Source organism: Lacinutrix salivirga, from assembly GCF_053604675.1.
Genome location: NZ_JBSHNP010000124.1, coordinates 1 through 201 on the forward strand (window position 1 = coordinate 1; position 201 = coordinate 201).

Genomic DNA, 201 nt, shown 5'->3' on the forward strand with positions numbered 1-201 from the left:
ACCAGTAAATCCTGGGTTAGGAGTGTAGGTATACTCACCAGTAGGAGAGATGGTTACAGAACCATTAGTAGGATTGGTGTTAGCAGTTACAGTTTGGTTATCGCCTTCAAAATCTTCATCATTAGTTAATACATTACCAGATACGGGTTGACCGATAAAAGTATTGTTGATATCTACGATGGCGTCTGTAGTATTAGCAAT

1 protein-coding gene is annotated in these 201 nt (G+C 38.8%); it reads right to left on the reverse strand.

Going from position 1 to position 201, the window contains the following annotated elements:
- Positions 1 to 201, reverse strand: a 201-nt coding sequence (locus ACVC5O_RS11010) for an Ig-like domain-containing protein (RefSeq protein ID WP_452221532.1), incomplete at both ends; no start/stop codon positions are given.